We start from the raw sequence: 25652 nt of genomic DNA on the forward strand, positions 1-25652 counted from the left end.
CGCGCTTCCCATGGTCAACAAAAGGTTGCGTGGAACGCACACGGAATTTCGCACGTTCACATGCGCATGGGACGCCATGACACATCGAAGGCTGGGGAAATAAGGCTTCTGGCGGAGCGGCTGCGCCGCCGCGCCCGCGAAATGAAGCTGCCCAACTATGTCGAGATGATGGAGCGCGCCGCGCAGGACCTGGACGCCGAGGCGCGGAGCCTCGAGGAAGCCGGCCAGCAGCGGCCGCGGCTGGGGCGGCACCTGGACATCATCGTTTAGCGGCGAGCGCGGCCTTCTGCGGGACGGTGAGGCCGGCACAGATGAGGTTGTAGGACTGCTTCGCCAGCCGCGCGACGTCGCGGGCCGGCACATCGGAATCGAGCGCGACGGCGATCCAGTGGCGCGGATCGAGATGCGAGCGGTGGCCGATGCCGTCGCAGCGCTCGCGCAGCAGGGGCACGCGATCGGGATCGGCTTTCAGGATCACGAACGCGTCGGCGCGGACGGAGAGGATCGCGAAGGTCTTGTTCATCACCTTATAGATGAGGACGAGCGGCGTGGTGCCGCGCGACGCGGCCATCGGGCCGGCGACCGCGCCGGGAAAGGCGTCGAGGCGGGTTTTCAGCGCGGCGGTTTTCTTGGGCAGAGTCGGCGTGGGTGCGCGCGGCATGGCACGACGGCTCTGCTTCGCCGCACCGGATTGGGGCACGCGGCCCGAGCGAACGTTCACCACGGAACGATCTGCCCTTCCCGATCCAGATATTGCAGACCGGGCTTTCCCTGCTGCGCGAGAAGCACATTCACGACCTTCGGGATGGCATCCTCCAGGCTGGCCGGCGCGTTGGGGCCGCCCAACTCGGTGCGGATCCAGCCGGGAGCCATCAACACCAATGCGCGGGCCTCCCCCGCATGACGGGCGGCGTAGCTTCGCATGTACATATTCAGGGCGGCTTTGGAGCCGCGATAGACGTCGTGGCGTCCGTTCGTGTTGTTGCTCACGCTGCCCTGTCCCGACGACATGACACCGATCAAGCCTGTCGGCGATACGAGGTCCCGCAACCCTTCAATCACGCGCATCGGGCTCAGCGCATTGGTGACCATCACGCGTACGAACTCCTCCGTCGATACCTCCCCGGCGGGCTCGTCTTGGGCGTTGGCGGTGCCCGCGTTCACGAACAGAATATCGAAGCCGCGGCCGGAGAGGCGGCCGTGCAGCGCCGCGATCCGATCCGGTTCGGTTATGTCGAGGGACTCGATCTCGACACGGCCGCCATATTCGTCCGCCAGGTCGTGCAGCCCGGTTCGGGCGGTGCCGCGCACCGTGCCGACAACGCTCCATCCCCTCTTCAGGAACTCGGCGGCCATGGCGAGGCCAAGACCGCGCGATGCGCCGACGAGAAGCAGATTCTTGCCAGTCATGGAACGCTCCCTTCGCCCCGCGCGGGCACGAAACAGCGGAGCCATGAAGCACCCGCCCGCGAACAGACTACAGCAATTGTTCGCGGCCGGGCCCGCTGGGCGCGGAGGCGCCCCAGAAACAAAAGAGCCCCGCCGGGGGCGAGGCTCTTTGATGTCCAGCAAGGGGGGATTCCCGGAACCAGCGAGGCTCGATCCCGCGGCCCCCCTCCACCATTCGCGGGTTCGCTGTCGCTCGCCCGGCCTTTGTACGCTGCCGTTACAAAGCCCCCGCAACAGCGGGAGGGAAACCGCGCCTCAGTTCGACTGGCGCCTCAGGAACGCCGGGATCTCGAACTGCTCGTCGCGCTTGTGGTCCGGGAACAGATCGTCGGCCAGCGTCGTCGGCTTGGGGGGCTCGGCGGCCGGCTGCCGCGCGATCGGCTGCGCCGTCGCGCGCGGCGCCGGACGCTGCTGCACCGGCTCGATGCGCGGCTCGTCCTTCTTCTTCGCACGCCCCAGGAAGCCCCAGCCGCGACGCTCTTCCCTCGGCGCCGCGGGCGGCGCGCGCAGCGGCTCGATCCGCTGCACCGGCGGAGCGGCCGGCGCGATGTTGCGCAGCGAGGCCGGCATCGGCGGGATGTCGTCGTCCTCCGCGACGATCGGCGCATCGGCGCCGCCGAGGATCATCTCCTCGGCCGGCGAGGCGACGCGCGCCGCCATCTGGGCGCCGAGCTCGTCCGCCAGCGCTTCGTGCTGGCGGTGCACGGCGTTGGTGACGCCCATGGCGACGGCCGGACGCAGCGGCTCGACCTTCGGCTCGGGCCGGGCCGGATCGGCCTTCACCACCATCGGCTTGATGCCCGGGCGGATCGGCTGGACCTTGGGCTCGGGCATGCGCAGCTGCTCGGCGTCGATGCCGGTCGCCACCACGCTGACGCGGATGCGGCCTTCCATGTTGTCGAGGATGGTGTTGCCGAAGATGATGTTGGCGTCGGGATCGACCTCGGCGCGGATGCGGTTGGCCGCCTGCTCCACCTCGAACAGCATCAGGTCGGGGCCGCCGGTGATGTTGATGAGCACGCCGCGGGCGCCCTTCATCGACACGTCGTCGAGCAAGGGGTTGGAGATCGCCATGTCGGCGGCCTTGGCGGCGCGGTCCTCGCCCTCCGCCTCGCCGGTGCCCATCATCGCCTTGCCCATCTCGGTGATCACCGACTTGATGTCGGCGAAGTCGAGATTGATCAGGCCCGGCATCACGATCAGGTCGGTGACGCCGCGCACGCCGGCATGCAGCACCTCGTCCGCCATGGCGAAGGCCTGGGCGAAGGTGGTGCGGTCGTTGGCGACGCGGAACAGGTTCTGGTTCGGGATGACGATCAGCGTGTGGACGTATTGCTGAAGCTCCACGATGCCGCGCTCGGCGGCGCGCATGCGCTTGTCACCCTCGAAGGCGAAGGGCTTGGTGACGACGCCGACGGTCAGGATGCCCATCTCGCGCACCGCGCGGGCGATGACCGGCGCGGCGCCGGTGCCGGTGCCGCCGCCCATGCCGGCGGTGATGAACACCATGTGGGAGCCGGCAAGCTCTTCCATGACGCGGTCGAGCGTATCTTCGGCGCAGGTCTTGCCGACATCGGGCATGGCGCCGGCGCCATGGCCCTGCTCGCCGAGCTGGATGCGCCGCTCCGCCCTGGACTGCGCCAGCGCCTGGGCGTCGGTGTTGGCCACGACGAATTCGACGCCTTCGAGCTTGGCGGCGATCATGTTGTTGACCGCGTTGCCGCCGGCGCCGCCGACGCCGAGCACGGTGATTCGCGGACGCAACACCGTCAGTTCGGGTGCCTTGAGGTTGATCGCCATATTTATTCTCCTTGGCCTTTTTCCTTCATCACCATGTCACCCACGCAAGCCCAACTGATTCGTGTTGTTATTGTTGAATCACTCGAACAGCCCGGCGGTCAACCGGGCGAGCCATCCTTTGCCCTGTCCCGACGGCGCTTCGCGGCCGATTTCGGGATTGAGAACCTCGGGCGGCAGGGTCGCGCCGGCCATCAGAAGGCCGATGGCCGTCGCGTAGTCCGGGCCCGTCGACGCGGCGGGAAGACCCGGGAAGCTTTGCGGGCGGCCGATGCGCACCTGCTTGTTGAGGACGCGGCCGGCGAGCTCGCGCACCCCGGCGAGCTGGCAGGCGCCGCCGGTGAGCACCGCGCGGCGGCCCGCCGCCACGTCGAAGCCGCTCGCGCGCAGCCGCGACTGGACGAGGCCGAAAGTCTCCTCCAGCCGGGCCTGGATGATGCGGGTGAGCATGGAGCGCGGCACGCGGATGGATGCGTCCTCGCCCTCCTCGCCCATCTGGGCGAGCGGGATGACGTCGGCGCCGGCCTCCATGTCGCCCAGGGCGGCGCCATACAAGGTCTTGGCGCGCTCGGCGGCCGAGATCGGCGCCGCCAGCATGCGGGCGAGGTCGGTGGTGACGTGCTGGCCGCCCATCGGCACGACATCGGCATGCACCAGATGGCCTTCCAGGAAGACCGCGATGGAGGTGACGCCGCCGCCCATGTCGATGACGGTGACGCCGAGCTGCTTCTCGTCGTCGGTCAGGGTGGCAAGGCCGCTGGCATAGGGGGCGAACTGGGTGCCGACGACGTTCAGGTGGCAGCGCTCGACCGCGAGCTTGAGATTGTTGAGCGGCGACGGCTTGACCGCGACGGCGTGCATGGCGACGCCGATGCGCTGGCAGAACATGCCGAGCGGATTGCGCACGCCCCGCGCCTCGTCCACGACATAGGTGGTGGGGGCGCTCTGGATCAGCTCATGGCCTTCGGCCACGCAGCGCGAGCGGCCGTCCTGCAGCAGGGCGCGCAGATGGGCGTCGCTGACGAGGGCGCCGTCCAGCGCCATGGCGGCGCGGCTGGTGACGCTGACGGGCTGGCCGCAATTGACCGAGATGATGACGTTCTGGATGCGCAGATCGGCGTGGTTCTCGGCCGCGGCGACGGCGTCGCGGATGGATTCCTCGGCATGCTCCATGCCGACCACGGTGCCGGCGCGGATGCCCTGGCTCTCGCGCAGCGCGGCGCCGACGACGCGCAAGCTGCCCGGCTCGGCGCGGCCGATCAGGCACACCGTCTTCGACGAGCCGACGTCGAGGACGGCGACGAGGCCCGCGCGGTAGGCCGGCATTTCGTTGCCCGTTCGCAATTTCACGGTCTCACCCATCAGGCGGCGTTCCCCCTCGTCTCGGTCTTCTTCTCGCCGCTCTTCAGCACGAAGAAGTATTGCGTCGGCGAGCGCAGATCGATCTCGACCAGGTCGCGCTCCAGGATGCCCTTGTCGATGATAAGGTGCTCGAGGGCGTCGAGTTCCTTCGGCCAGCCGAGCTCGGGCAGCTTGACCGTCACGCCGTCGTCCAGGATCAGATTCCAGCGGCGCTGCGAGACGCGCTGATAGGCGCGGACGCGGGCGGAGATCGCGCGGTGCTGCGAGACCGCGTCGACGACGTCGGAGGCGGCCGCGCCGCCGGCGCCGGCGAGCAGCGGCAGGCCGCGGAATTGCTCGATGCCGTCGGTGGTGATGAGGCCGCCGTCGCGCTCGACCACCCAGAGCTTGCCGTCGTCGGCCTGCCACAGCGCGAAGGGCAGCTTCTCCACGATGCGGACCGAGATGTCGTCGGGATAGCGGCGGCGGACATCGGCCTCGGCGACCCAGTCGAGCTTCTTGAGCTTGAGGCGCGCGGTGGCGATGTCGGCGCCGAAGATCGACTGGCCGGGCGCGAAGCCCAGCGCGGCGACGATCTGCTCGCCGGGGGTGCGGGCATTGCCGGTGATGTGGACCTGGGAGATGCCGAAGCCGGCGTCGTCGAGGGTCGCCGCGGTGGCGGTGTCGATCGCCTGGACGCTGCGCGAGACATAGCCGCCGGCGAACAGGGCGCCGATGAAGGCGAGGCCGAGCAGGACCGCGGCAAGCGTCAGCATCGGGCGGCGGAAGGCGATGAAGCCGGTGACGGCGCGCCAGGCGCGGGCGATGGCGTTCGGCTGCTTGCGGCGGCCGAAGGGCTTGGCCGCCGCCGGGGCGCCGCGCGGCGCGCGCGCCGAGCCGCGCCCTTTGCGCGGACGCGGCTGCGAGGCCTTGCGGTCGATCTTCACCTGTCGCAAGACGCGTCCTCCACGATCCAGCGGCAGAGCTTGGGATAGGACATGCCGTTGAAGGCCGCCTGTTCGGGCACCAGCGAGGTCGGCGTCATGCCGGGCTGGGTGTTGGTCTCCAGCAGCACGAGACGGTGCCTGCCCTTGGCCGTGTCGTCGTAGCGGATGTCGGTGCGCGACACGCCGCGGCAGCCCAGCGCCGCATGGGCGCGCTCGGCCAGCGCGAGGGCTTCCTTCGCGACCGCGTCGGGGATCTTGGCCGGCAGGACGTGGAGCGAGCCGCCTTCGGAATATTTCGCCTCGAAATCGTAGAATTCGAGAGCGGTCGTGATCTCGGTGACGCCGAGGCCCTTGCCGCCCATCACCGCGACGGTGAGCTCGCGGCCGGGGACGAACTCCTCGACCATCATCTCGCTGGAGAGAGTCCAGGTGTCGCTGCCGAGCGCTTCCGGCGGGCGGTTGTCGCCCTTCCTGATGATGAAGACGCCGACGGAGGAGCCTTCGTTGACCGGTTTCACCACATAAGGCGGCTCCATCAAATGCCGCTCGGCCGCTTCGCGGCGGTCGACCACGAGGGAGTTCACCACGGGAAGGCCGGCGGCGCGGTAGACGTCTTTGGTGCGCTGCTTGTGCATGGCGAGCGCCGAGGCGAGCACGCCGGAATGGGTGTAGGGGATGCCGTAGAGCTCCAGCAGGCCCTGGACCGTGCCGTCCTCGCCGAAGCGGCCGTGCAGCGCGTTGAACACCGCGTCGGGCTTGGCGCCCAGAAGCTGGCGCGCCAGGTCTTCGCCGGGATCGATCTCGACGACGTCGAAACCCTCCTCGCGCAAGGCGGCGGCGCAGCCCTTGCCGGACGAGAGGCTCACAGGGCGTTCGGCGGAACGCCCGCCGAGCAGGACGGCCACTCTCTTATATGCGGTCATGCGATGCCCACCCGCTTGATTTCCCATTCGAGTTCGATGCCGGAGGTCTGCTTGACGCGGGCGCGGACCTCTTCGCCAAGTGCTTCGATATCCGCGGCGGTTGCGTCGCCGGTATTGATCAGGAAGTTGCAATGGAGCGGGCTGACCTGCGCCGGGCCGTGCATCAGGCCGCGGCAGCCGGCCTCGTCGATCAGCCTCCAGGCGTTCTTGCCGGGCGGGTTCTTGAAGGTCGAGCCGCCGGTCCTGGTCTTCACGGGCTGCGACGCTTCGCGGTCGGCCATCAGCTTGTCCATGCGGGCGCGGACGGCGGCGGGATCGTCGGCCAGGCCTTCGAAGACGGCGGACACGAAGATCAGATCGTCGGGCGCGGCGGTGTGGCGATAGGTGAAGCCCATGTCGGCGGGCGAGAGCCGGATGACATGGCCTCGCGCATCGATGGCGGTGGCTTCGACGAGGATGTCCTTGATCTCGCGGCCGTAGCAGCCGGCGTTCATGCGCAGGGCACCGCCGACCGTGCCCGGGATACCGCGCAGGAATTCGAGGCCGGCGATGCCGGCATCGGCGGCGGTCTTGGCGACATTGGCATCCAGCGCCGCGGCCCCGGCGGTGAGGCGGGTGCCGTCGACCGTCACCTTGCCCATCGTGCCGGGCAGCCGCACGACGACTCCGGGGATGCCGCCGTCGCGGATGAGGAGATTCGAGCCGACGCCGATCACGCTGACACGGGTGTCGGCGGGCTTGGCGGCGAGGAAGGTCGCGAGGTCGTCGGCATCGGCGGGGCGGAACAGGATCTCCGCCGGGCCACCGGCGCGGAACCAGACGAGGTCCTTCAGCGGGGCACCCATCGTATAGGTGCCGCGCACGGGAGGAAGGGCGTCGCAGGGACGGGTCATCATCACGTTCGACCCTCCGTCGCTTCCATCACGACTTCGAGACCGTTCGCCCATTGCGTGATCGAGCCGGCGCCGAGGAAAACGATGGCGCCGTTCTCCAGCGTGCTTTCGAGCGAGCGCAACATCGCCGGCAGATCCTCGGCGCCGTCAATCACGCGGACGTCGCGATGGCCGTGGGCGCGCAGGGCCTCGGCGTAGGAGTCGCGGCTGATGCCTTCGATAGGCTGTTCGCCGGCGGCGTAGACCGGCGCGACGATGGCGACGTCCGCGTCGTTCAGGCATTTGGCGAACTGCTCGAAGGTGTCGCGCAGGCGGGTGTAGCGGTGCGGCTGGACGATGGCGATCACCGGGCCGGCATAGGCCTGGCGCGCGGCCTTGAGCGCGGCGGCGATCTTGAAGGGGTTGTGGGCGTAGTCGTCGATGATCGCGGCGCCGGCCCATTCGCCGACCTTGGTGAAACGGCGTCCGACGCCGCCGAACTTCGCCAGCGCGGTGCGGATCGTGTCGTCGGCGACGCCGAGCTCGCGCGCCACGGTGATCGCGGCCAGGGCGTTCTGGACGTTGTGCTCGCCCGGCATGGGCAGGCACATATCCTCGAGCCGGATCTGGCCGCTGGTGCGGCGGTCGGTGATGACGACGTCGAAATGCGACACACCCTTCTCGAAGCGCACGCCGGTGGCGCGGACATCGGCCTGGGGGCTGAAGCCATAGGTGATGAGGCGGCGGTCCTCGATCCGGCCGACCATGGCCTGGACCTCGGGATGATCGAGACAGAGCACGGCGAAACCGTAGAACGGAATGTTCTCGATGAAGCGCTGGAACGCATCGCGCATCCTGTCGAAGGTGCCGTAGAAATCGAGATGATCGGGATCGGCGTTGGTGACGACGGCGACGGTGGCGGGGAGCTTCAGGAAGGTGCCGTCGCTCTCGTCGGCCTCGACCACGACCCATTCGCCGGCGCCGAGCCGCGCATTGGTGCCATAGGCGTTGATGATGCCGCCGTTGACCACGGTGGGGTCGAGCCCGCCGGCGTCGAGCAGGGCGGCGATCATCGTCGTGGTCGTGGTCTTGCCGTTGGTGCCGGCGACGGCGACGCAGGAGCGCAGGCGCATGATCTCGGCCAGCATCTCGGCGCGGCGGACGAGCGGCAGGCTCTGGGCGCGGGCGGCGTCGAACTCCGGATTGCCGGGCTTGACGGCGGAGGAATAGACCACGGCGTGGGCGTCGGCCAGGTTCGCCGGATCGTGGCCGAGCATCACGGGGATGCCCATCTTCTTCAGGCGCCGGACATTGGCGTTGTCGGCGACGTCGCTGCCCTGAACCTTGTAACCCAGATTGTGCATGATCTCGGCGATGCCGCTCATGCCGATACCGCCGATCCCGATGAAATGGATGGTGCCGACGTCGAGGGGGACGCGGGTGTGCGCGGGGACGCTCATGCGGCCCTCGCGATTTTGAGAACCGCGTCGGCGAAGCGCTGGGTGCCGTCGGATTTGGCGATGGCGCGGGCGGCCGCGGCACGCTGGGCGAGATCGCCCGGCGTCGCGAACGCCTCGGTCAGCATGTCGGCGAGTTTCTTCGGCGTGAGTTCGGACTGGCGCACCCGCCAGCCGCCGCCGGCCTTGGCCAGCGCGTCGGCATTGGGCGTCTGGTTGTCGTCGAGGGCGTGCGGCAGCGGGACCATGATGGCGGGGCGGCCGATGACGGCGAGCTCGCTGACCGTGCCGGCGCCGGAGCGGCAGATGACGAGATGGGCGGCGGCCATGCGCTGCGGCAGATCGCCGAAGAACGGCGCAAGCTCGGCCTTCACGCCGGCCTTGGCGTAGACGGCTTTGACGCCGTCGAGGTCTTCAGGGCGGCATTGCTGCACGATGTCGAGACGGGTGCGGAGCGCGTCGGGCAGGAGCGTGACGGCGGCGGGGACAATCTCGCTGAAGACGCGGGCGCCCTGGCTGCCGCCGAAGACCAGCAGCTTGAGCGGGCCGGCCGCGCTCGGCGTTTCATAGGTCGCGCCGGCCAGCGCCACGACTTCGGGGCGCAGCGTGTTGCCGGTGTAGACGACCTTGGCCATGTCCTTCGGGACGAAGCGCACCAGCGGGAAATTCGCGGCGATCAGGTTCACGCTGTTCATCACGAGGCGGTTGGCGCGGCCCATCAGGGCGTCCGGCGTGAGGATGGCGGTGGGCACGCGCGTGACGATGGCGGCCAGCATCACCGGCACGCTCGGATAGCCGCCGAAGCCGACCACGGCCGCGGGCCGAAGGCGCGCCAGCTTGATCAGCGACATCACGATGCCGCCGACGATCTCGAAGGGCGATGCCATCAGGCCCAGGATCGAGCGGTCGGAGAAGGCGGCCGAGGGCACGGTCTCGATCCGGGCGCCGGGGAAGGCGGTGGCGTAGTTCTTGAAGCGGGCATCGGTCATCACGACGATGGCATTGCCGCGCTTCTGGAGCTCGCCGGCGAGCGCCTGCGCCGGGAAAAGATGGCCGCCGGTACCGCCGGCCGAGAGCACGATCAGGCTCATGCGCGCGCCCCGAACAGTTCGAACAGCGAGGGATCGCGGGTGGGAAGCTGCGGGCGCTGGCGCGTCACCGCGAGCGCGAAGCCCATGGTCAGCGCCACCGCGAACAGCGAGGAGCCGCCATAGGAGATGAACGGCAGCGTCATGCCCTTGGCCGGCAACAGGCTGACCGCGACGCCCATGTTGATGAAGGCCTGGAGCGCCGTGACGGTGGCGAGCGCGGCGCCGGCGAGCTGGGAGAAGCGGTCGCGCTGGTCGGCGGAGCGGAGCAGGAGACGCACCGTCAACAGGCAGAACAGGAGCGCGATGACGCCGCAGAGGATCAGGCCGAACTCCTCCCCCGCGACGGCGAAGACGAAATCGGAATGGGCCTCGGGGATGCGGTATTTCACCGTGCCGGCGCCGGGGCCGACGCCGGTGAGCCCGCCATGCGCGAAGGCCTTGAGCGCGAGGCCGGTCTGGTAGCCCTGCTCCGTCGGATCGAAATACTGGTCGATACGGTGATGCACATGCGGGAAGAGCAGATAGGCCATGAGGCCGAGCACCACGCCACCGCCGGCCAGGCCGCCCATCCATTTCAGCGGCGCGCCCGAGAAGAACAGCAGCGCCGCCCACAGCGCGATCAGGAGCGTGGTCTGGCCGACATCGGGCTGCTTCAGGAGAAGGCCGATGGCGGGCAGGATCAGCAGCAGGGTGATGAGCGGCTTGGGCAGCGGCATGGGCTGGCGGTCGGCGATGATCGCGGCGGCGAGCACCGCGAAGCCGGGCTTGAGGAATTCCGAAGGCTGGAGCGAGAAGAAGCCGAACTCGATGGAACGTTTGGCGCCCAGCACGTCGGAGCCGATGACGAGGACGAGCGCGGTGGCGATCAGCGCGCCGGCGAAGACGATGGCGGCGACGACCTTGACCTGCTGCAGCGACAAGAGCGAGGCGCCGGCCAGGATGCCGAAGGCGATGGCGGCGAACAGGATCTGCTTGGCGGTGTAGCGGAAATCGCCGGCGGTCAGCGGCCCGCCGGTCGCGGCGGGGCTGGCGGCGAAGGCCAGCATCAGGCCGATGGTGATGAGCATCAGCATGAGGATCAGCGCGGGGCGGTCGATGGTCCACCACCAGGTCGCGTAGGAGCTGCGGTCGGCGCGGGAGTTCATGACGCCTCCCGGACGGGATGGGTGCGAAGATCCGCGACCAGGGCGCGGAAGGCATCGCCGCGCTGCTCGAAGTCCCGGAACTGGTCGAAGGAGGCGCAGGCGGGCGAGAGCAGAACCACCGGCGACGGCACGCCCGATTGCGCGGCGGCGGAGGCGGCGGCGCGGGTCGCGGCGTCCAGCGTGCCACACATTTCATAAGCGACCTTACCGTCCAGCGTGGCGGCGAAGGTGGGCGCGGCGTCGCCGATCAGGAAGGCCTTGCGGATGCGCGGGAAGAAGGCGCCGAGACTTTCGATGCCGCCGTCCTTCGCCTTGCCGCCGGCGATCCAGAAGATGTCGGGATAGCAGGCGAGCGCGCGGGCGGCGGCGTCGGCATTGGTCGCCTTGGAATCGTTGACGAAGCGAACGGCGCCGATGCGGCCGACGTCTTCCATGCGATGGCTGAGGCCGGGGAAGTCGGCGATGGCCTGCGCAATGGCGCGGCTGTCCTTCGCATAGGGCTTGGCCGCGGCATAGGCGAGCGCCGCGTTCTGCCAATTGTGCGCGCCGGGAAGATGCGCCGCGGAGGCGAGGTCCATCACTTTCGTCGCGCGCTGGCCCTGGGCGTCGTAGAGCGCGCCGTCGACCACGAAGACGCCGCGGCCGAGCACCTTGCCGACCGAGACCGGCACGGCCGGCGGGCCGCCATTCGAGGCATGGCGCGTGAAGATCGCGGAGGCGTAGGGGTCGTCGACGCCGATCACGATCTGGCCGGCCTTGGAGGTCTGCTTCAAGAGGCGCGCCTTTACTGCGGCGTAGTGCTCGAAACTGCCATGGCGGTCGATGTGGTCCGGCGTGATGTTGGAGAGGACGCTGACGTCCGGCACCAGGCCGGGCGCGAGATCGATCTGGTAGGACGAGAGCTCCAGCACATAGATCGTCTTCGCGGCCGGCGGGTCGAGGTCGAGCACCGCCTTGCCGATATTGCCGCCGACCTGCGCGTCGTAACCCGACGCCGCGAGGATGTGGCCGATCAGGGCGGTGGTGGTGGACTTGCCGTTGGTGCCGGTGATCGCGATCACGGGGGCGCGGCCGGGCACGGCGGGATCGGCCGCCATCTCGCGCGCGAACAGCTCCATGTCGCCGATCACTTCGACATCGGCGGCGCGGGCGCGTTCGACGACGGCGTGGGGCTTGGGATGGGTCAGCGGCACGCCGGGCGACAGCACCAGCGCCTTCAGCCTGTCCCACGGCCAGTCGGCGAAGGGCACGATGACGGCGCCGAGGCGGGCGGCTTCGCGGCGGGTCTCGTCCCTGTCGTCCCAGGCATAGACCTGCGCGCCGCCGGCCTTGAGCGAGGCGATCGACGCCATGCCGCTGCGCGCCAGCCCGAAGACGCCGACATCCTGCTTTGCGAAGGAGCGCGCCGCGATCATCGCTACCGCAGCTTCAGGGTTGCGAGGCCGACCAGGGCGAGAACCACCGCGACGATCCAGAAGCGGATGACGATGGTGGGCTCCTTCCAGCCGAGCTGTTCGTAGTGATGGTGGATCGGCGCCATGCGGAAGACGCGCTTGCCGGTCAGCTTGAACGAGGCGACCTGGACCATCACCGAGATGGTCTCGAACACGAAGAGCCCGCCGACGATGGCGAGCACGATTTCGTGCTTGACGGCGACCGCCACCGCGCCGAGCGCGCCGCCCAGCGGCAGCGAGCCGGTGTCGCCCATGAACACCATGGCGGGCGGGGCGTTGTACCAGAGGAAGCCGAGCCCGGCGCCGACCAGGGCGGCGAGGAACACCGCGAGCTCGCCGGTGCCGGCGACGTAGATCAGCTCGAGATATTTGGCGAAATTCACATTGCCGACGAGATAGGCGATCAGGATGAAGGTCGACGCGGCGATCATCACCGGCACGATGGCGAGGCCGTCGAGACCGTCGGTGAAGTTCACCGCATTGGCGGCGCCGGCGATCACGATGCCGCCGACCACGACGAAGCCGATGCCGAACGGGATGACGAAGGATTTGAAGAACGGCACCGCCAGCGTGCCCTGCAGCGGCGCCTCCTCGAGCTGCATCAGCGCCCAGGTGGCGATGAAGGCGACGCCGAACTCGACGCCGAGCCGGACATAGCCGCTGACGCCGCCGGAGCTGCGCTTGGTGACCTTCTGGTAGTCGTCGGCGAAGCCGAGCGCGCCATAGGCGACCGTGACGAAGAGGACGATCCAGACATATTCGTTGGCGAGATTGGCCCAGAGCAGCGTGGCGATCACCCAGGGCAGCAGGATCAGAAGCCCGCCCATGGTCGGCGTGCCGGCCTTCTCGACGATATGGCGCTGCGGCCCGTCGCTGCGGATCGGCTGGCCCTTGCCCTGTTTCAGCTTCAGCCAGCGGATCAGCGAGCCGTTGACGATGAAGGCGAAGATCAGCGCCGTGATCACCGCGCCGCCGGAGCGGAAGGTGAGATATTTGAACAGCCGGAAGAAGGCGAGCTGGTCGGTGTGGGTGAGGAGCGAGAGATAATAGAGCATCGTTACGCAACCCTCGCTTTCAACGCATCGATGACGACGGACATCTTGCTGCCGTTCGAGCCTTTGACCAGGACCGTGTCACCGGCCTGGAGCGCGGCGGTCAGCGGCGCGACGAGCTCGGCGGAAGTTTCGGCCCAGGCGCCGCGGCGCGCGGCCGGCAGGACGTCCCACAGCGCCTTCATCTGCGGCCCGCAGAGGAAGACGAGATCGGTGCGCGCGGTCTCGATGGGCGCGGCGAGGCCGGCGTGATGCGCGGCGCCGTCCGGACCCATCTCCAGCATGTCGCCGAGCACGGCGATGCGGCGGCCCCCGGCGCCGGCGAGCAGCGCGAGCGCGGCGGCCATCGAGGCGGTGTTGGCGTTGTAGCTCTCGTCGATGACGTCGATGCCGGCGGCGGCGAAGCGGGCGCCCCTGCCCTTCAGCGCGACGAAGCCCTTCAGCGCGGCAGCGGCGTTGAGCACGTCGCCGTCGAGCAGCGCGACGGCGAGGAGCGCCGCGACCGCGTTGCCGGCGATATGCCGGCCCGGCGCGCCGAGGCGGAATTCGACCGGCGTGCCGAAGATGTCGGCCTTCACGCTCGCGCCCTCGGCGGTTTCGGCATAGGCGAGAAGGCGCGCGTCGCTGCCGGCTTTCTCGCCGAAGGAGAGAATGCGCGCGACATGGGCCTGCCGGGCGCGGGCCTTGAGGCGGTCGGCATAAGGGCTGTCGGCGGGGAGGATCGCGGCGCCGCCGGGCGCTAGGCCTTCGAAGATCTCCGACTTGGCGTCGGCGATGGCGTCGCAATTGCCGAAGAATTCCAGATGCGCCGGCGCGATGGTGGTGACCAGCGCGACATGCGGCTGCACGAAGCTGACGAGGTTCCGAATCTCGCCGAAATGGTTCATGCCGATCTCGAACACGCCATATTGCGCGTCGCGCGGCAGCGAGGCGAGGCTGAGCGGCACGCCCCAATGGTTGTTGTAGGACGCGGCCGAGCAATGCGTGCTTCCGAGGGCGCCGAGCGCCAAGCGCAGCAATTCCTTCGTCGTGGTCTTGCCGGCGCTGCCGGTGACGCCGAGGATTTTCGCGGACGACCGCGCGCGCGCGGCACGGGCGAGGTCTTCGAGGCCGCGCTGGGTGTGGGCGACGGTGAGCAGCGCCGAGCCGGGCGCAAGGCCGGGCGGCTCGCGACTGACCAGCGCGGCGCCGGCTTTCGCCTCGAACGCCGCCTGCACGAAATCATGGCCGTCGCGGCTGTCGCCTTTCAGCGCGACGAAGAGATCGCCGGGCTTCAACGTGCGGGTGTCGATGGAAAGACCGTTGACCTCGAACGGGCGGCCGGGGATGGCAAGGGTCGCACCTTGCGCTTCCTCGGAGGTCCAGAGCGGCATGGTCATGCGGCGCACCCTCCGAGCGAGAGGGCGGCGGCGATGGCGACGGCGCGGTCGGAGAAGGGCAGTGTCTGGGTACCGACGATCTGGCCGGTCTCGTGGCCCTTGCCGGCGATGACGAGGATGTCGCCGGAGCCGAGCGCGGCGATGCCTTCGCGGATGGCGGTGGCGCGGTCGCCGATCTCGCGCGCGCCCGGCGCGCCGGCGAGGGCTTGCCTGCGGATCGTGGCGGCGTCTTCGGTGCGGGGGTTGTCGTCGGTGACGATGACGGCATCGGCGTTGCGGGTCGCGGCTTCGCCCATCAGCGGGCGCTTGCCCTTGTCGCGGTCGCCGCCGCAGCCGAACACGACATGCAGCCGGCCGGCGACGTGCGGGCGGATTGCGGCCAGGACCTTCTCCAGCGAATCCGGGGTGTGGGCGTAATCGACATAGATCAGCGCGCCGGAGGCGGCGATAGCGACCTTCTCCAGGCGCCCGGGTGCGCCCTTCAGATGTTCGAGCGCGGCGAAGACCTTCGCGGGATCGTCGCCCAGGCCGATCACCAGCGCGGCGGCGACGAGGGCGTTGGACGCCTGGAAGCTGCCGGCGAGCGGGAGCGAGACCGTGTAATCGCGCCCGTCATAGCGGAGCGTCAGCGTCTGGCCGTCGAGACGGCCTTCGCGCGACAGCAGCCGGATCGCTTCGCCATGTTCGCCGACCGCCATGATGGCGAGGCCGCGCTTGCGCGCGGCGGCGATGAAACGGTCGGCGTATTCGGCGTCGGCATTGACCACGGCGAGGGCGTCGTCGCGCGCGACTTCGGTGAAGAGGCGCAGCTTGGCGTGGAGATAGTTCTCGACCGAGCCGTGATAGTCGAAATGGTCGCGGCTGAGATTGGTGAAGGCGCAGGCGGCGATCTCGACTCCATCCAGGCGGAATTGATCGAGCCCGTGGCTGGAAGCTTCCAGCGCGAGATGGTCGATGCCATCCGTCTTCAGCTGCGCCAGCAGGCGGTGGATCTCGATCGGGTCGGGCGTGGTGTGCTTGAGCGGAAATTCGCCCTTGGGCGTGACGACGCCGACGGTACCGAGGCTGGCGGCCGGCTTGCCCAGCGCGGTCCAGATCTCGCGCACGAAGGCGACGATGGAGGATTTGCCCTTGGTGCCGGTGACGGCGGCGACGGTCTTCGGCTGGGCGCCGAAGAAGCGCGCGGCGAGACGCGCGAGGCCGAGGCGGGGATTGTCGTCGGAAATGAAACGCACGCCGAGCGCCGCGGCGGCGGGCGCGATCTCGGGGCGGCCGAGCACGGCTATGGCGCCGCGTGCCACGGCATCCTTCACGAATTCCGCGCCGTCGGCCTTGGTGCCGGGCAGCGCCGCGAACAGATAGCCGGGCTTGACCGCGCGGCTGTCGCTCGCGAGCCCGGTGAAATCTCCGGCGATGGAATCCGGGGGCGCCTTCATGGCGTCCATACCCACTCTACCCGACGTGATACTGGCTCCCCATTGTGGTCCCATTATGTGTTCCCACGCGGGGCGGGCCTCTGCGGCACGCCCAGGATCGGCGCGATGCGCGAGATCACGCGGCCCGCGAGCGGCGCCGCCGTCGCACCGGCGAGCGCGATGCCGCCCGTTTCCTTGGTCCCGTGCGGCGTGTCCAGGAGAACGAAGACAATGTAGCGCGGATTGTCGACCGGGAAAACGGCGAGGAAGGAGGTCACCAGCACATGGGACTGGTAACCATGGCCGTTCGGGATCGGCTTTTCCGCCGAGCCGGTCTTGCCGCCGACGTCATAGCCCGGGATATCGGCCTTGCGGCCGGTGCCGCTGGTGACGACATAGCGCAGCAATTCGCGCATTTTCAGGCTGGTTTCGGGCTTGAGCACCTGCTCGCCGCGCCCATCGGCTGCATGCTTCAGGAAGGTCGGGGTCACCTTGCGCCCGCCGTTCACGACGATCGCCGCGGCGGCGACATAGGACAGCGGCGCCACCGAGATGCCGTGGCCGAAGCCGATGGTCGCGGTCTCGATCGTTCCCCAGTTATTCGCCGCGGGATAGAGCGGGCGGGCGAACTCCGACAGTTCCGTGTGAAGGATGTGCAACATCCCCATGCTGTCGAGGAACTGGCGCTGGCGCACGCCGCCGGAGCGCAGCGCGATCTGGGCCGTGCCGATATTGGAGGAGTGGGCGAGAATGTCGCGCGCCGCATAGGTGGCCGGCATGTGCTCGGCCTCGTGGATCGTGTACTTGCCGATCTTCAGGCCGTTGCCGATGGGGAAGACCTCGTCGGGCGTGGTGGTGTGATCCTCCATCGCCAGCGCGAAGGACAGCACCTTGAACACCGAGCCGAGCTCGTAGCGGTCGGCGGCCATGATGTTGTGGTCGGAATCGCCGCCGGCGAGATGGCGCCAGTTCGGATCGAAATCCGGCATCGAGACCATGGCGAGCACCTCGCCGGTGTTCACGTCCATCACCACGCCGCCGGCGGCCAGCGCCCGGAAGGTCTTGCGCGCCGCCTCGACCTCGTTGGCGAGGATGTATTGCACGCGCATGTCGACGGAGAGCTGGACGGGAATGGTGGGCGCGGTGCGGAGCTGGACGTCGAGCCCGCCTTCCAGGCCCGACTGGCCGTTGCCGTCGGGATCGGTGACGCCCAGGAGCTGCGCCGTGGCGCGGCCGTCGGGATAGTAGCGCTTGGTGTTGGGCTCGAATTCCAGGCCCGGAAGGCCGAGCCGCATCGCCTTGTCCTGGAGATCGGGCGTGAGCTGGCGGGCGACGAGGACGTAAGGGCTCCTGGTCTTGTCGAAGGCGAGGCGGAGCCGGCGGGCATCGGTGCCGGCGATCGCGGCGAGATCGCGCGCCGCCTGGTCCTTGTCGTAGAGCGCGTGCGGGCGGACATAGAGGTCCATCACGGGAAGATCGCGCGCCAGGAGCTCGCCATTGCGGTCGACGATGTCGGCGCGGGCGAACAGGCCGTCGCCGGCGGCCGTCGCGGCCTGGCCGTGGCGGAACAGGGTGACGTCGACCAGCCGCACGCCGACCAGCACGAAGGCCGCGACGCACAGGGCCGCGCCGATCACGATGCGCCGCTGATAGATCGTGGGGCCCTGGTTTTTCATCGGTCGCAATACGACCAAATTGTCATTCCCGCGAAAGCGGGAATCCAGGGCAAGCGGCACAGCGCCCAGTCCTCTGGATGCCCGCCTTCGCGGGCATGACAATTGTATTTTTGGAAAAGAGAACGCATCGCCTGTCCCTATTCCGCCGGCCGCTGGACGCTGGCCTGGCGGATCGGCGTGTCGCTGAGCGGGGCTTCCTCGCCGCGGCGCGGCAGGGCCTCGAAGGAGGAGAGCTGCACCGTCGGCGCGCCGCTGAGGCCGAGACTGGTCTGCGCCAGCGCCTGGATCTTGGCGGGACCGGCGACGCGCTCCCATTCGGTTTCGAGCACGCTCATGCTCGCCTGCTCGCGGGCGATCTCGCGGTTGACGTTCGAAAGCTCGACGCCGGCGACACGGGTCTTCTCCGACACGTGGTAGAGCGCGAGGATGGCGAGGCCCATCAGGGCGACGCAGAAGGTGTTGAAGACGCGCACCATGGTTTGCTCCTAAGCCGCCAAACGTTCAGCCGCGCGCAGGCGGGCGGAGCGCGCGCGAGGGTTGCCTTCGACTTCGGTCGCGCCCGGCATGAGCGGGCGGTGGGTGAGGAGCCGGAACGCGGCCGGCTGGGCGCGGCGCGCCACGGGCGCGTGGCGCGAGCCGAGCGGCGCGATGGTCGCGCGCGCGGTCAGGAAGCGCTTCACGATGCGGTCCTCAAGCGAATGGAAGGAGACGACGACCAGGCGCCCGAGCGGCGCCAGCGCGCCGGCGGCGGCTTCGAGGCCGCGTTCCAGCTCGCCGAGCTCGTCGTTCACATGGATGCGCAGCGCCTGGAAGGTGCGCGTCGCGGGATGGATGGCGAGGCGCGCGGCGGCGGGGCCCTGCGCGTCCTTCACGATCTGCGCGAGTTCGCCCGTGGTCGCGACCGGACGGCGGGCGACGATGGCGCGGGCGATGCGGTGGGCATTGTGCTCCTCGCCGAGCTGGGCGATGACGCGGGCGATATCGCGCGCGTCGGCGCTGTTCACGAAATCGGCGGCGGAGGGACCTTGCCGGCTCATGCGCATGTCGAGCGGGCCGCTGTCGCGGAACGAGAAGCCGCGCGCCGGCTCGTCGAATTGGAAAGACGATGCGCCAAGATCGAGCACGACGCCGTCGGTCTGCGCGCCGTCGAGATAGGTCTCGAGATTGGAGAACTCGCCATGGACCAGGGTGAGGCGGCCGGCGAAATGGCGGACCAGCTCCTGGCCGCGCGCGATGGCGTCGGGATCGCGGTCGATGCCGAGGACGCGGCAGTCGGCGGCCTCCAGGATGGCGCGGGTGTAGCCGCCGCCGCCGAACGTGCCGTCGACATAGTGCTCGCCGTCCTTAGGGCTGAGCATCCGCAGCACTTCGGCGAGCATCACGGGAAGATGGCCGCTCATGCGCCGCCCTCCTTCGCCGCTTCGAACTTCTTGGCGTCGAATTGGGCCTTCATGCGCGCGACGCTTTCGGCCTCGACAGCGGCATAAGCGGTCGCGTCCCAGATCTTGAACTTCTGGCCCATGCCGACGAAGGCGACTTTGTCCTTGAGGCCGGCATGCGCGATCATCGCGTCGGGCAGGCGCACGCGGCCGCCATCGTCGGCGGGCAGGAGCTGGATGCGCGCCATGATCGCGGTGGCCATGTCGTCATGGGCGGGCGAGAGAAACGGATCGAGCGCGGCGAGACGCGCGGTCAGCCCGTCGACCGCCTCCTGGCCGAAGCCTTCGAGCGAAGCGTCGACGAAGGAGGGATAGACGTAGACGCCGGCCGTGTTCTGGGCGGCGAGGACCTGCCGGAAGCTCGCGGGGATGCAGACGCGCCCCTTGCTATCGAGCGACCCCGTCACCGTCGAAAGGAACGGCAGGCTGGTCATCGGTCGGCGGTTCCCCCTCGGGTCCGAGGGGCTGGCCTGCCGCGGGAGGGCTCTGGATCAAAGTCCCTGGGACAGTCTGGGATAGCATGGGACAGAGCTTAAGGTCAATCAAAAAGCCAGTGTTTTGAGGGGCTTGGTACATCTACCTATGGAATCGACTCATCTACCCGTGGTGGTCGCGGAACAAACACGAAACACATAAATATTGCAGTTACCCAGGTAAACGCCAGGTTAACCGAGGTTCCGCGGTTTTCAGTCCTATTGGCGAAAATAGGATTATCCACCCATGCGATTCGGGCATGGCCGGCGATGAAGGGCGACGCCGATATGGCGAAGTCGCCCGCGACAGGGCATGAGCGGCGCGCAATCCCGACGCGGCGTCCCCATGCGCGACGCAATCGTCCTCACACCCATCGGCTTGGTGCGCGGCGGGCGGAGCGAACCGATCGACGACGCCTGGGACGCGGTCGAGGCAACCGTCGAACTCGACGCCGCGCAGTTCACGCCGGACGCCGCCGCGAGCCTGGGCGATTTTTCGCATATCGAGGTCGTGTTCCACTTCAACCGCGTGCCGGACGACGAGGTGAGCGCCGGCGCGCGCCATCCGCGCGGGCGCAGGGACTGGCCGCTGGTCGGCATCTTCGCGCGAGCCACGGCAAGGGGCGGCCGAACCGCATCGGCGTGACGGCGTGCCGGCTGCTGTCCGTCGACGGCTTGACGCTTCGTGTGCGCGGGCTCGACGCCATCGACGGAACGCCGGTGCTCGACATCAAGCCGGTCATGACCGGCTTCCTGCCGCGCGGCGCGGTCAGGGAACCGGACTGGGCGCGCGCGCTGATGGCCGGATATTGGTGAGGACCCGCCTCGGCGTCGGCGGAAATCTGCGACGCGCGAACGCGCGCGGGATTGCCGCAGAATCCTGGCGTCCCGCCCGCGCGTTTCTATGTCTCCCGTGGAACTCTCCGGAGAAGCGGACATGGATCGCGCGACGTCATCGGATGCGGCGATGGAATTCGCCGAGATCGAGGGCACCGGCATCGCGATGTCGCGCATCGGCCTGGGCACCTGGGCCATCGGCGGCTGGATGTGGGGCGGCAGCGACGAGGCGGAGGCGATCCGCACCATCCGCGGCGCCTTCGAGCGCGGCATCGACCTGATCGACACGGCGCCGGTCTATGGCTTCGGGCGCTCCGAGGAGATCGTCGGCAAGGCGCTGCTGGGCCTGCGGCCGCGCGCGGTGATCGCGACCAAGGTCGGGCTCGACTGGAAGGACGGCAAGCCGTTCCGTCATGCGAGCCGCGCGCGCATCCGCCAGGAGTGCGAGGATTCGCTGCGCCGGCTCCAGACCGACCATATCGACATCTACCAAGTGCACTGGCCGGATCCGAAGACGCCGATCGCGGAAACCGCTGAGGCGATGCGTTCGCTTTACGAGGACGGAAAGATCGCCGCCATCGGCGTCTCCAACTTTTCCGTGGCGCAGATGGAGGAATTCCGCCGCCACGCGCCGCTGCATGTGCTGCAGCCGCCCTACAATCTGTTCGAGCGCGCGATCGAGGACGAGATCCTGCCCTATGCGCGGGCGAACGGCATCGCGACGCTGGGCTATGGCGTGCTGTGCCGCGGTCTGCTGTCGGGCACGATGCGCGCGGACGCGAAATTCGAAGGCGACGACCTGCGCCGCACCGATCCGAAATTCCGCCAGCCGCGCCTTGGGCAATATCTCGCGGCGGTGGCGCGGCTCGACAAGCTCGCCCGCGCGCGGTTCGGCCGCACGGTGATCGACCTGGCGGTGCGCTTCAGCCTCGACAGGGGCATAAGCGCGGCGCTGTGGGGGGCGCGGCGGCCGGACCAGCTTGCGCCCGTCGCCGGCGCGACCGGCTGGACGCTGGACGACGCGGCGATGGCCGAGATCGGGACCATCCTGCGCGACGAGGTGACCGATCCGGTCGGGCCGGACTTCATGGCGCCGCCGGCGGGCGTGAAGTGGTCCGCCCGGGCGCTGGATGCCCGCCTTCGCGGGCATGACAAATGGGTTTACATCTGAGCGGCCGCGCGCATCGGAGAGAGACCATGAAGATCGGATTCATCGGATTGGGCGCGATGGGATCGGGCATCGCGGCAAGCCTGCTGCGCGCCGGGCACGACGTGACCGTGTGGAACCGCTCGCCCGAGCCGGTGGCGGCGCTCGTCGCGCAGGGCGCGCACGCCGCGAAGACGCCGGCCGAGACGCTGACGGGCGAGGTGCTGTTCTCGATGCTCGCCAACGACGCGGCGCTGCACGATGTCGGGCTCGACGGGCACGCGCTCGACGGCGCGGCCAAGGGCCTCGTCCACTGCAACATGGCGACGGTGTCGCTCGATACGGCGCGCGCGCTGGCGGCGGCGCATGCGGCGCGCGGGCTCGGCTATGTCGCGGCGCCGGTGTTCGGGCGGCCGAATGTGGCGGCCGAGGGCCATCTGCTCGTCGTCGCCGCCGGCGCGGCGGATGCCCTGGACAAGATCAAGCCGCTGCTGGGCGCAGTGGGGCGGCGCGTCGAGATCGTCGGCGACAGGCCGGAGCAGGCCAACCTGTTCAAGATCGCCGGCAATTTCATGATCGTGTCGGTGGTGGAGACGCTGGGCGAGGCCTTCGCGCTTCTGCGCAAGGGCGGCGTCGATCACGGGCGCTTCCAGGAGATCATGGCCTCCACCCTGTTCGCAGCCCCGCTCTATCAGGGCTACGGCAAGCTGATCGTGGAGGAGGCGTTCGATCCGCCGGGGTTCCGGCTGGTGCTGGGCCTGAAGGACGTGAACCTGGCGCGCGGCGCGGCGGCGGGGCTCGGCAGCTTCCTGCCGCTCGGCGATCTGATGCGGGACACGCTCGAAGCCGCGATCGCGGGCGGACTGGGCGAGAAGGACCTGACGGCGGCAACCGCGCTGATCGCCCGGAAATCGGGGCTTTAGCGCCGGGCTTGCGGAATCTACCTAGGCAGGAACTTCGTCGGCGTAAACCCGCGGTTAGCCTGTGTTGCCTAGAACGGTCGCGTTGCGAGGATCAACGTGAACGGCTTCGACAGGCAGGCGGCGGAACGGACGATCGGGGCGCTGCATCTCGCGCGCTCGAACGACGGATTGGCCGCGCGCTGGCTGGCGCTGTGGCAGGGCGATGCGCTGCCGCCGCGCGCGGCGTTCCGGCCGGCGCATTTCAAATCCTTTCTTCCGACCATCGTCCTCTTCAACGTCGTTGCGGGGGAGAGCGTGACCGTCCGGCTCGCCGGCACGCGCTATGCGCACATCCTGGGCCAGGAGATGACCGGCATGGACTGGGTCGCGGCGGCGCCGCCGGGCCATCGCGCCACGCGGCTGGGCCTTTATTCGCAGATCGCGCGCGGCGCGATCCTGGTGGGCCATCGCCGCCTCGCCACCACGGACGGCGAGGATTATGTCTGCGAGGAGATCGTGCTGCCCTTCGCGCCCGACGCGAACGGCGTGACGCCGGTCCTGGCGCATGCGCATCTGCCGGTCGACCGCTATCTGAAGATCAAATCGGTCGCCCAGACGCTGGGCGAGCCGCTCGACTATGCGGTGATCGCGCTGGAGCGGGTGGAAAACCTGGACGCGTCCGAAGACGTCAAAGTGGCTTGAGCGGCAGCAGCGGGACGCTCGCACCGCCTGGGTCCCGGCTCTGCGCTCGCTGTGCTCGCTTGGCCGGGATGACAGAGTTTACGGTGCGTCAGATGGCCTGTAAGCCGGGTTCTGTCTCTCGTTGCCGAGAGGATGGCCATTCCTCTGGGATGCGCATTGCTGCACACCTCGCGCGACCTACCCGGACGGCGATCCGGAAACGGATCAGGTGCCGTCCCTATTTGGTCTTGCTCCCGGTGGGGCTTGCCTTGCCGCTCCTGTCGCCAGGACCGCGGTGCGCTCTTACCGCACCATTTCAACCTTGCGGCTCCCTACGCGGGAGGTTCGCGGTGTCATTTCTGTGGCGCTGTCCCTGGGGTCGCCCCCGCCGGCCGTTAGCCGGCACCGTGTCTCCGTGGAGCCCGGACTTTCCTCTCCTCTCCTTGCGGAGAAGAGCGGCCATCCGGCCATCTGACGCGGGCGGAACCTACGCCGTCGCGCGCGCGCGGTCGAGTCGGCGGCCACCGAAGGCGATTGCCGGCGCGGCGGGCGGCGGCGATACTCGCCGCCATGACGCTGACAATCCGCCCTGCCCGGCCGGACGAAGCCGAGGCGCTGAGCGCCTTGTGCAAGCGCGCCAAGGCGCATTGGGGCTATGACGCGCAGTTCATGCGCCTGTCGGACGCCGCGCTGACCATCGCGCCGGCGCTGATCGAGACCGGGCGCGTGCTGGTGGCGGAAGACGACGGCGGCGGGCTGGCGGGCATGACCTCGCTCGCGCCGCTGCACGGCGATGTGTGGGACCTGCTGCACATGTTCGTGGAACCGGCGGCGATCGGGACCGGCGCGGGACGGCTCCTGTTCGGCGCGATCGCCAAGAAGGCGCGCGGTTTCGGCGGAACCGTGCTGTCGATCCAATCCGATCCGCATGCGGAGGGTTTCTACCTGCGCCTCGGCGCGCGGCGCTGCGGCGAGGCGCCGTCCGAGTCCGTTCCGGGACGCATGCTGCCGATGCTGGAATACGACCTGCGGCGCGACTAGCGCAGTTTTACGGGAACGCTTTGCCGTCCGTTAACGCAGTATCGCGAGGACGCGGAGTTCCACGGAACGTGTCGGGTAGTTCCGCACTCTCAGAAACAAGAAACTGGGAGCAACAGAACATGGCATCCATCCACCGCATCGCCGACAAGAGCCACCCCTCGCCCGTGACGATGGCGGCGTTCGAGCTGCCGGAACCCAGAACCAAGCGCTGGGTGCCGCGGCGCAAGGCGCAGGTCGTGGCCGCGGTGCAGGGCGGCGCGCTCAGCCTCGACGAAGCATGCAGCCGCTACGCCCTGACGGTGGAGGAATTCCTGTCCTGGCAGCGCGCGATCGACAAATTCGGCCTCGCCGGCCTGCGCGCGACGCATGCGCAGGATTACCGCTCCGGCGGGCGCTAGGCGAGCGCGCGGTCGACCGCCGCCATGGCGTGCAGCGTCGTGGTGTCGAACAGCGGAACGGCGGAATCCTCCGGCAGGACGAGCATCGGCAGCTCGGTGCAGCCCAGGATCACGCCTTCCGCGCCCCGCGCCACCAGCCGCGCGATGATTTCACGGTATGTCGCGCGCGATGCTTCCAGAAAACGGCCGCGTACGAGCTCGTCATAGATCACGCGGCTGACTTCGGCGGCGTCTTCGCCTTCGGGCACGATGACGTCGAGGCCGTAGCGGCCCTTCAGGCGCCCGAGCAGGATGCCGTCCTGCTCCATCGTATGGCTGGAACCCAGAAGCGCGACGCGGCGCATGCGGGCGCGGTCGATCGCGGCGCCGAGCGGATCGGCGATGTGCAGGAAGGGAACGCGGACCACCCGTTCGATGGCGTCCGTGGCACAGTGCATGGTGTTGCAGCACATGATGACGAAGTCGGCGCCGGCGCGCTCGAGCCCCTGCGCGGCCTCCGCCATGCGCCGGTTGGCGTCGTCCCAGGCGCCGGTCCGCTGCAGGACGGCGATCTCGCCGAAATCGAAGGAGTGCAGGATGGTCTTCGCGGAGGCGACGCCGCCGACGCGGGCCTGCACTTCGCGGTTGAGGAGCCGGTAGTAGACGGCGGAGGACTCCCAGCTCATCCCGCCGAGCATGCCGATGGTTTTCATGGGGCAAGGCTAGCAGGCGCAGGAGCGCGGGGAAGCGCCGCTTT

The 25652-nt window shown here is 69.0% G+C and carries 27 protein-coding genes and 1 other RNA gene; 8 read left to right on the forward strand and 20 right to left on the reverse strand.

All coding sequences use genetic code 11. From position 1 onward, the window contains the following. Positions 1 to 66 precede the first annotated feature (66 nt). Positions 67 to 270 (forward strand): hypothetical protein, encoded by a 204-nt coding sequence (locus tag WDN01_11665; protein ID MEJ0026676.1) that lies wholly within the window; start codon positions 67 to 69, stop codon positions 268 to 270. On the opposite strand, the gene WDN01_11670 is transcribed toward WDN01_11665, so the two are convergent. The 18 genes from WDN01_11670 to WDN01_11755 form a co-directional block, all read right to left on the reverse strand. Continuing rightward, complete coding sequence (locus WDN01_11670) at positions 260 to 661, reverse strand: MmcQ/YjbR family DNA-binding protein (GenBank protein MEJ0026677.1); 402 nt, start codon at positions 659 to 661, stop codon at positions 260 to 262. The two genes, WDN01_11665 and WDN01_11670, sit on opposite strands and share 11 nt — an antisense overlap. Positions 662 to 717: 56 nt before the next feature. Beyond that, a complete protein-coding gene (locus WDN01_11675) occupies positions 718 to 1410 on the reverse strand; it encodes an SDR family oxidoreductase (protein ID MEJ0026678.1) in 693 nt (230 codons plus the stop codon). A 294-nt stretch (positions 1411 to 1704) separates the two neighbouring features. Next, the gene (gene ftsZ / locus WDN01_11680; GenBank protein ID MEJ0026679.1) at positions 1705 to 3249 is read right to left on the reverse strand and encodes a cell division protein FtsZ; all 1545 of its coding nucleotides are present in this window, start codon (positions 3247 to 3249) and stop codon (positions 1705 to 1707) included. A 78-nt stretch (positions 3250 to 3327) separates the two neighbouring features. Next, positions 3328 to 4596 (reverse strand): cell division protein FtsA, encoded by a 1269-nt coding sequence (ftsA, locus tag WDN01_11685; protein MEJ0026680.1) that lies wholly within the window; start codon positions 4594 to 4596, stop codon positions 3328 to 3330. A gap of 11 nt (positions 4597 to 4607) precedes the next feature. Next, positions 4608 to 5534: an FtsQ-type POTRA domain-containing protein gene (locus WDN01_11690; protein MEJ0026681.1), complete on the reverse strand. Its 927-nt coding sequence runs from the start codon at positions 5532 to 5534 to the stop codon at positions 4608 to 4610. After that, positions 5531 to 6457 carry a D-alanine--D-alanine ligase gene (locus WDN01_11695; GenBank protein ID MEJ0026682.1) on the reverse strand — a complete coding sequence of 309 codons (927 nt, stop codon included), beginning with the start codon at positions 6455 to 6457 and terminating at the stop codon, positions 5531 to 5533. The genes WDN01_11690 and WDN01_11695 overlap by 4 nt, the downstream gene beginning before the upstream one ends. Then, complete coding sequence (murB, locus tag WDN01_11700) at positions 6454 to 7353, reverse strand: UDP-N-acetylmuramate dehydrogenase (GenBank protein MEJ0026683.1); 900 nt, start codon at positions 7351 to 7353, stop codon at positions 6454 to 6456. The genes WDN01_11695 and murB overlap by 4 nt, the downstream gene beginning before the upstream one ends. Beyond that, positions 7353 to 8789, reverse strand: coding sequence for a UDP-N-acetylmuramate--L-alanine ligase (murC, locus tag WDN01_11705; GenBank protein MEJ0026684.1), 1437 nt, complete (start codon positions 8787 to 8789; stop codon positions 7353 to 7355). The genes murB and murC overlap by 1 nt, the downstream gene beginning before the upstream one ends. After that, positions 8786 to 9877, reverse strand: coding sequence for an undecaprenyldiphospho-muramoylpentapeptide beta-N-acetylglucosaminyltransferase (gene murG / locus WDN01_11710; GenBank protein MEJ0026685.1), 1092 nt, complete (start codon positions 9875 to 9877; stop codon positions 8786 to 8788). Before murG ends, murC begins: the two co-directional genes overlap by 4 nt. Continuing rightward, positions 9874 to 11022 carry a putative peptidoglycan glycosyltransferase FtsW gene (locus tag WDN01_11715; protein ID MEJ0026686.1) on the reverse strand — a complete coding sequence of 383 codons (1149 nt, stop codon included), beginning with the start codon at positions 11020 to 11022 and terminating at the stop codon, positions 9874 to 9876. Before WDN01_11715 ends, murG begins: the two co-directional genes overlap by 4 nt. After that, positions 11019 to 12437, reverse strand: coding sequence for a UDP-N-acetylmuramoyl-L-alanine--D-glutamate ligase (gene murD, locus WDN01_11720; protein ID MEJ0026687.1), 1419 nt, complete (start codon positions 12435 to 12437; stop codon positions 11019 to 11021). The genes WDN01_11715 and murD overlap by 4 nt, the downstream gene beginning before the upstream one ends. Before the next feature lie 2 nt (positions 12438 to 12439). After that, positions 12440 to 13531 (reverse strand): phospho-N-acetylmuramoyl-pentapeptide-transferase, encoded by a 1092-nt coding sequence (gene mraY / locus WDN01_11725; GenBank protein MEJ0026688.1) that lies wholly within the window; start codon positions 13529 to 13531, stop codon positions 12440 to 12442. 2 nt (positions 13532 to 13533) lie between these two features. Then, entirely contained in the window at positions 13534 to 14907 is a 1374-nt protein-coding gene (locus tag WDN01_11730) for a UDP-N-acetylmuramoylalanyl-D-glutamyl-2,6-diaminopimelate--D-alanyl-D-alanine ligase (GenBank protein ID MEJ0026689.1), read from the reverse strand. Next, complete coding sequence (locus WDN01_11735) at positions 14904 to 16343, reverse strand: UDP-N-acetylmuramoyl-L-alanyl-D-glutamate--2,6-diaminopimelate ligase (GenBank protein ID MEJ0026690.1); 1440 nt, start codon at positions 16341 to 16343, stop codon at positions 14904 to 14906. The genes WDN01_11730 and WDN01_11735 overlap by 4 nt, the downstream gene beginning before the upstream one ends. A gap of 53 nt (positions 16344 to 16396) precedes the next feature. Next, positions 16397 to 17998 carry a penicillin-binding protein 2 gene (locus WDN01_11740; GenBank protein ID MEJ0026691.1) on the reverse strand — a complete coding sequence of 534 codons (1602 nt, stop codon included), beginning with the start codon at positions 17996 to 17998 and terminating at the stop codon, positions 16397 to 16399. Positions 17999 to 18135: 137 nt separating this feature from the next. Further along, positions 18136 to 18474: a hypothetical protein gene (locus tag WDN01_11745; GenBank protein MEJ0026692.1), complete on the reverse strand. Its 339-nt coding sequence runs from the start codon at positions 18472 to 18474 to the stop codon at positions 18136 to 18138. Positions 18475 to 18483: 9 nt separating this feature from the next. Beyond that, complete coding sequence (rsmH, locus tag WDN01_11750; protein ID MEJ0026693.1) at positions 18484 to 19398, reverse strand: 16S rRNA (cytosine(1402)-N(4))-methyltransferase RsmH; 915 nt, start codon at positions 19396 to 19398, stop codon at positions 18484 to 18486. Beyond that, positions 19395 to 19871, reverse strand: coding sequence for a hypothetical protein (locus tag WDN01_11755; GenBank protein ID MEJ0026694.1), 477 nt, complete (start codon positions 19869 to 19871; stop codon positions 19395 to 19397). Before WDN01_11755 ends, rsmH begins: the two co-directional genes overlap by 4 nt. 385 nt (positions 19872 to 20256) lie before the next feature. Between WDN01_11755 and WDN01_11760 the strand changes: the two genes are divergently transcribed. The 5 genes from WDN01_11760 (at position 20257) to WDN01_11780 (ending at position 23498) form a co-directional block, all read left to right on the forward strand. Beyond that, positions 20257 to 20556 (forward strand): hypothetical protein, encoded by a 300-nt coding sequence (locus WDN01_11760; protein ID MEJ0026695.1) that lies wholly within the window; start codon positions 20257 to 20259, stop codon positions 20554 to 20556. Next, positions 20553 to 20726, forward strand: a complete 174-nt coding sequence (locus WDN01_11765) for a TrmO family methyltransferase (GenBank protein MEJ0026696.1) — start codon at positions 20553 to 20555, stop codon at positions 20724 to 20726. Before WDN01_11760 ends, WDN01_11765 begins: the two co-directional genes overlap by 4 nt. A gap of 121 nt (positions 20727 to 20847) precedes the next feature. Next, positions 20848 to 21918, forward strand: a complete 1071-nt coding sequence (locus WDN01_11770) for an aldo/keto reductase (GenBank protein MEJ0026697.1) — start codon at positions 20848 to 20850, stop codon at positions 21916 to 21918. Between the two features lie 26 nt (positions 21919 to 21944). Then, positions 21945 to 22817 (forward strand): NAD(P)-dependent oxidoreductase, encoded by an 873-nt coding sequence (locus WDN01_11775; protein ID MEJ0026698.1) that lies wholly within the window; start codon positions 21945 to 21947, stop codon positions 22815 to 22817. 96 nt (positions 22818 to 22913) lie between these two features. Continuing rightward, positions 22914 to 23498, forward strand: a complete 585-nt coding sequence (locus tag WDN01_11780; protein ID MEJ0026699.1) for a PAS domain-containing protein — start codon at positions 22914 to 22916, stop codon at positions 23496 to 23498. Positions 23499 to 23582: 84 nt separating this feature from the next. On the opposite strand, the gene rnpB is transcribed toward WDN01_11780, so the two are convergent. Next, an RNA gene (rnpB, locus tag WDN01_11785) (RNase P RNA component class A) lies at positions 23583 to 23952 on the reverse strand. Positions 23953 to 24047: 95 nt separating this feature from the next. On the opposite strand from rnpB, the gene WDN01_11790 reads away from it, so the two are divergent. Next, complete coding sequence (locus tag WDN01_11790) at positions 24048 to 24518, forward strand: GNAT family N-acetyltransferase (GenBank protein MEJ0026700.1); 471 nt, start codon at positions 24048 to 24050, stop codon at positions 24516 to 24518. 119 nt (positions 24519 to 24637) lie between these two features. Next, on the forward strand, positions 24638 to 24916 hold the full coding sequence (locus WDN01_11795) for a DUF1153 domain-containing protein (protein MEJ0026701.1): 279 nt from the start codon (positions 24638 to 24640) through the stop codon (positions 24914 to 24916). Here the strand turns inward: WDN01_11795 and WDN01_11800 are convergent. Beyond that, positions 24913 to 25608: an aspartate/glutamate racemase family protein gene (locus tag WDN01_11800; protein ID MEJ0026702.1), complete on the reverse strand. Its 696-nt coding sequence runs from the start codon at positions 25606 to 25608 to the stop codon at positions 24913 to 24915. The two genes, WDN01_11795 and WDN01_11800, sit on opposite strands and share 4 nt — an antisense overlap. Positions 25609 to 25652 lie beyond the last annotated feature (44 nt).

It is taken from the genome of Rhizomicrobium sp., from assembly GCA_037200985.1.
In the GTDB taxonomy this organism is placed as follows: Bacteria; Pseudomonadota; Alphaproteobacteria; order Micropepsales; family Micropepsaceae; genus Rhizomicrobium.